We start from the raw sequence: 5242 nt of genomic DNA, 5'->3' as shown, positions 1-5242 counted from the left end.
GTGTGTGGATGCATGGCGAAGCCGGCAGCGAGGCCGGGCCGGGCCTGATCGCCGAAGACCTCAGCGAGACGCTGCCGGCGGTATTCCGACGCATCTATGACGAATTCGGCATCGAGTACTGATGCGTGCATCCGACGCGCTCGATGACGGAGCGCCTGACCGATCTTGCTCAACTATCCTCGCCGGCGTGAGCGAAGCGATCGCGGGACCTTATCTGGAGCCTCGGGGTCGGTCGCTCAGCCGGGCCCAGAGCGGTTACTGCACCTGATATTTCGCCACTGCCGTCTCGTTCCAGGCAATGCCGAGGCCAGGGCCGCGCGCGGTGAGCGTGCCGTCGGTGATCTGGATCGGATCGGCCAAAATGGCGCCGGCGAAATCCAGCACCTCCAGCCAGTGCGCGGTGGGTGTCACCGGCAGCACATGGGCACTGGCTTCGGGGAGAATGTGGCTGGACATCGGGATCGAGGCGGCGTCCGCTTGGCCTGAGACATTGAGCCAGCCGGTGATGCCGCCGACCTTCATCAGATCGGGCATGATGAAGTCGGTCGCCTGTGCCGCGATCGCCTCGGCGAAGCCGCGGGGAAACCACCAGTTCTCACCGGCCTGGATCGGAATTTCCGAGCGCTCGCGCACCTGGGCGTGTCCGGACAGGTTTTCCTGCGGCACCGGCTCCTCGATCCAGGTGAGGTCATAGGGTGCAAGTCGTGCAATACGTCGATCGGCTTCCGCTGGCGCAAGCGACTGGTTGAAGTCGAGCATCAGCGCGATGTCGGGGCCGAGCAAAGCGCGCACCCCCTTCACCATCGCCTCGTCAGTGGCGAGGTCGCCATGGCCGCCCTTGATCTTGATGCCGCGAAAGCCCTGCTCGTGGACCGAATGGCGCAAGGCCCGCTCGTCCTTCACCGAATCGACCACGCCATAGCTGTCATAACAGCGCATCGGCCTGGCACTGCCGCCGAGCAGCTCCACCACCGGCTTGCCGGCGATCTGCCCCAGCGCATCCCAGAACGCCAAGTCGAGGCCGGACACAGCCATGCCGACCAGGCCCTGCCAGCCGAGCAGGCGGAATTTCGCGTCCATTGCGGCCATCAGGTCGACCGGCGCCAACGGCTTGCCGGTGAGATCGCGCCCGATCTCCTCGATCAGCAGAACCAGCGGTTTCATGGCGAGCCTGGCGTAGGCGAACAGGTAGGAATGGCCAGTCACGCCCTGATCGGTGGTGACGTCGATCAACACCAGTGGACCCGAATCGATGACGCCAAAGGCGTTGCGCAGCGGACGTTTCATCGGGATGACGACGGCACGGGCAGCGACGCCGGTGATGGTGGCAACGGATTTGACCATTGTTCTTGTCCTTATTGTTGATCCCAGGTCTGTTGATCCCCGGTCTTTTTTTAAGTCCCTGGGCAGGTTTCCTCATCTCAATTCATACCATCGGACGCGCCGCGGGGCTGCCCAGTCGGTCGCCATGCTCTCGATCAGGAACCGGCCTGCGGTATCACCTGTAAAGGCGACACGCTGGGTCTGGCCGGGCTCGAGCGCCAGGGTATCAAGCCAATAAGGCTTCCAGCCATCGTCGAGCCGGTCGAGCAGACGGAAGCAATGGCCTTGCAGATGGAAGACCGTCGCGATGGCGGCCCGGTTGGTCAGTGCCAGCACCACGGTGCGGCCAGGCTTGGCCTGGAAGGCCGGCGGGCTCGATGTCAAGAATGTCCGGGGAGATACCCAGTCGGCGCCGTCGAGCGGCAGCTCGATCCGGACGGCGCTCTTGAGGTCCAGCCGGTCAGGCAAGCCGTTGGACGGCAGGGGCGGCGCCGGCGGCAAGGGAGCGGGACGGGCCGGCGGTTCGCTGGCGATGATAAGACTCCCGACCGACCGGGCGGCGGTGCCGTCGTGCAGCAGGATGGCTTTGGTCGCTCCCGGCGTCGGCGGGGCGTCGATGAAGACGTCGGTGCGGCCGCCCGGCGGCAGCACCACGGCGCCGTTGCGGGCTGGGAACGGCTCCGCCGGCTGGCCGTCGATCGCCATGACCCGGACATCGACGTCGGCGATTTTGATCGCAATCACCGTGCGCTGACAGCCGTTGATGATGCGGAGTCTGATCCGCTGTTGGCTGCGGACGGTCAGGTCGGCGCGATCTGTGCCGTTGACGGTGAAGATGGTCGCCGCGTCCTTTGGGTCGATGCCCGGAGGCAGCGCAGTTCCCACAGCTGTCACGCGCCAGTCCTCGACCAGGAAAACCTCGTCGAGGTCGACGTTTACTGGCTCGCTTTCGTCGACGACAAGAGGCAAGGGACGGGCAGGTGCCGCTGCGCCATCCGCGAGCAACCCGATGTCGCACAAGCCGGTGCCGGCCCACGACACCGGCATCGCGAACCTAGCGCGTGCGCCAGTAGCGAGCGTTGCCAGCGGTTCCATGTCCGGAATCCGCCCCAAGCCGCGCCAGCTGAATGCCACTGGTGCCGGCAGCTCGTTCGCCAGCGCCGTGTCCAGCCTTGCGCCTCGCCTGACACGGACCGGCGCGGGCGACGCCCCCATAATCCAGGCCGGGCTGGCCGGTTGACCGGGCCGCAGCGCGATGATGCTAGTCTTAGCCGTCAGCGCCAGCGGTGACGATTCGGCGGCCTGGACAGAGGCCGGGAGCAGGGTGGCGACGCCGCTCGCGCCAAGTCCCGTCAGGATGGCCCGCCGGTGCGGGCGAAAGCTGCTATCGGTCATGGGGAAACATTGCTGGCTGAGGGGGATGTGGACCATGTTCGAACACCTATCTTTAGCAGGTCGCTTGGCCGACCCCGGCCTGCATTCGCGCGACCGAGGCGCCATTTTTTTGCTGCGGACCGACGAGCGCATGTTATAAGCCGCGCCGCCCGCGGCATCGCGGCCGGGCTTACGCTGCAGTTCACGCGGGCGTGGCGGAACTGGTAGACGCGCTGGATTTAGGTTCCAGTGACGAAAGTTGTGGGGGTTCGAGTCCCTCCGCCCGCACCAGGCGCTCTCAAGCGTTTGCCTCGAGATTTTCGGGCAGATCCGCTCTCCTCACCGGGAAGCGGGTCTGCCGCCCTCAACCGGCGCAAGGCTTCTCTGCCGCGCGTCGAATCACAATTCAAAAGGTGCCCCGGCCGCAAGCAGCCGGAGCCGCAGCGGAAGAAGATTGACGCCATGCAGGTCACAGAAACCTTGTCCGAGGGACTGAAGCACGAGTTCCAGATCAGCGTCCCCGCTGCCGATCTCGACGCCAAGGCGGATGCCAAGCTGGTCGATCTGAAGGACAAGGTCCGGTTGAACGGCTTCCGTCCGGGCAAGGTTCCGGTGGCACACCTCAAGAAAATCTATGGCAAGTCGGTGATGGCCGAGACCATCGACCAGACCATCCGCGACACCAACACCCAGATCTTCACCGAACGCGGCTTCCGGCTCGCCACCGAGCCGAAGGTGACGATGCCGACCGAGGAGAAGGAGGTCGAGAAGATCCTCTCCGGCGAGTCGGATCTGACCTATACGGTCGCGATCGAGGTCGTGCCGGCGATCGCGCTGGCCGATTTCAAGAGCTTCGCGGTGGAGAAGCCGGTCGCCGAGGTCAGCGATGCCGACGTTGACGAGGCGATCAAGCGCGTGGCCGACGGCAATCGCGCCTACACGGCGAAGGCGGAAGGCGCCAAGGCCGAGAATGGCGACCGTGTCACCGTGAACTTCAAGGGCACCATCGACGGCGCGGCCTTCGACGGCGGCACCGGCGAGGCCATCCAGGTCGTGATCGGCTCTAACACCTTCATTCCGGGCTTCGAGGATCAGCTGACCGGCATCGGCGCCGGCGAGACTCGCACGCTGAAGGTCACGTTCCCGAAGAACTATCTGAACGACAAGCTCGCCGGCAAGGACGCGGAATTCGAGACCACCGCGACCGCGATCGAAGCGCCGCAGGACACCGCTGTTGACGACGAGTTCGCCAAGACGCTCGGCCTCGAATCGCTCGACAAGCTGAAGCAGGTGATGCGCGACCGGCTCAGTGGCGAGTTCAACAGCGCGACGCGCCAGCGCGTGAAGCGCGCGCTGCTCGACAAGCTCGACGAGACCCACAAATTCGACGCGCCGCCATCGCTGGTCGACGAAGAGTTCAACCTGATGTGGAACTCGATCAAGGCCGAGATGGAGTCGAGCGGCAAGACCTTTGCCGATGAGAACACCACCGAGGACAAGGCGCGCGAGGAATATCGCGGCATCGCGGATCGTCGCGTTCGCCTCGGCCTCGTACTCTCCGAGATCGGCGAGAAGAACAAGATCACCGTGACCGATGACGAGGTCAGCCGCGCGGTGATCGAGCGTGCGCGCTCGATGCCGGGCCGCGAGAAGGAAGTCTGGGATTTTTATCGCAGCAATGCCCAGGCGCTGGCTCAGCTTCGTGCGCCGATTTATGAGGACAAGGTCGTGGACTTCATCCTCGAGCTCGCCAACGTGACCGAGAAGAAGGTCTCGAAGGAGGAGCTGTTCAAGGAAGACGAAGCGGACAAGGCGGCTTGAGACCGCGCACTCCCTGCGGTAGGCGGCAGTTAAGGTTGACCGGCGAAACCGCTGGTACGAGACGGCACGGCCGCTAGGCGGCCGGCCGCGAATCGGCTTGAACCGTTGCCGGTCCACGGCGAAGAGCCTCGGTCTTGTCACCGGGAAAATGCTCCATATCTGTGGGCTCGGTCTTGAAGTTCTGCATCACGGGATGCCCGTCCACCGCCGCCGCTTCGCTCTTGTTTTTCGCATGAGCGCACGTCGATTTCTCCGGTAGGGCCGTCGTCTCCAACGGCTAGCCCGACATGGCTAGTCCAACTCCTGGGTGAATCCATGCGCGATCCCGTCGAAACCTACATGAACCTGGTCCCCATGGTGGTCGAGCAGACCAACCGCGGTGAGCGCGCCTACGACATTTTCTCGCGCCTTCTGAAAGAGCGCATCATTTTCGTAACCGGTCCGGTCGAGGACGGCATGTCGACCTTGACCGTCGCGCAGCTTCTGTTCCTTGAAGCGGAAAATCCGAAGAAGGAAATCTCGATGTACATCAACTCGCCGGGCGGCGTGGTGACATCGGGTCTCGCGATCTACGACACCATGCAGTTCATCCGTCCCCCGGTGTCGACACTGTGCACGGGGCAGGCGGCCTCGATGGGCTCGCTGCTGCTCTGCGCGGGCCACAAGGACATGCGCTTCTCGCTGCCGAACTCGCGCATCATGGTGCACCAGCCCTCCGGCGGCT

4 protein-coding genes and 1 tRNA gene are annotated in these 5242 nt (G+C 64.4%); 3 read left to right on the top strand and 2 right to left on the bottom strand.

Features of this window, described 5'->3' with window-relative positions:
* Window positions 1–255 precede the first annotated feature (255 nt).
* Window positions 256–1344: an enolase C-terminal domain-like protein gene (locus tag WA702_RS29070; RefSeq protein WP_425113983.1), complete on the bottom strand. Its 1089-nt coding sequence runs from the start codon at window positions 1342–1344 to the stop codon at window positions 256–258.
* A 72-nt stretch (window positions 1345–1416) separates the two neighbouring features.
* Window positions 1417–2718, bottom strand: coding sequence for a multicopper oxidase domain-containing protein (locus WA702_RS29065; protein WP_425113982.1), 1302 nt, complete (start codon window positions 2716–2718; stop codon window positions 1417–1419).
* A gap of 185 nt (window positions 2719–2903) precedes the next feature.
* On the opposite strand from WA702_RS29065, the gene WA702_RS29060 reads away from it, so the two are divergent.
* The 3 genes from WA702_RS29060 to WA702_RS29050 all read left to right on the top strand — a co-directional run.
* Window positions 2904–2988: transfer RNA gene (locus tag WA702_RS29060), tRNA-Leu, on the top strand.
* A 171-nt stretch (window positions 2989–3159) separates the two neighbouring features.
* Entirely contained in the window at window positions 3160–4518 is a 1359-nt protein-coding gene (gene tig, locus WA702_RS29055; RefSeq protein WP_425113981.1) for a trigger factor, read from the top strand.
* A 315-nt stretch (window positions 4519–4833) separates the two neighbouring features.
* On the top strand, window positions 4834–5242 hold a 409-nt coding region (locus tag WA702_RS29050), incomplete at its 3' end, for an ATP-dependent Clp protease proteolytic subunit (RefSeq protein WP_425113980.1).

The sequence above is a fragment of the Bradyrhizobium sp. genome, from assembly GCF_049798375.1.
GTDB lineage: Bacteria > Pseudomonadota > Alphaproteobacteria > Rhizobiales > Xanthobacteraceae > Bradyrhizobium.
This window is presented reverse-complemented; position numbering and strand designations above follow the sequence as displayed.

Coding starts and splice junctions, on each gene's coding strand:
- WA702_RS29065 (WP_425113982.1), bottom strand. CDS start 2,718: ATGACCGATAGCAGCTTTCGCCCGCACCGGCGGGCCATCCTGACGGGA.
- tig (WP_425113981.1), top strand. CDS start 3,160: ATGCAGGTCACAGAAACCTTGTCCGAGGGACTGAAGCACGAGTTCCAG.
- WA702_RS29070 (WP_425113983.1), bottom strand. CDS start 1,344: ATGGTCAAATCCGTTGCCACCATCACCGGCGTCGCTGCCCGTGCCGTC.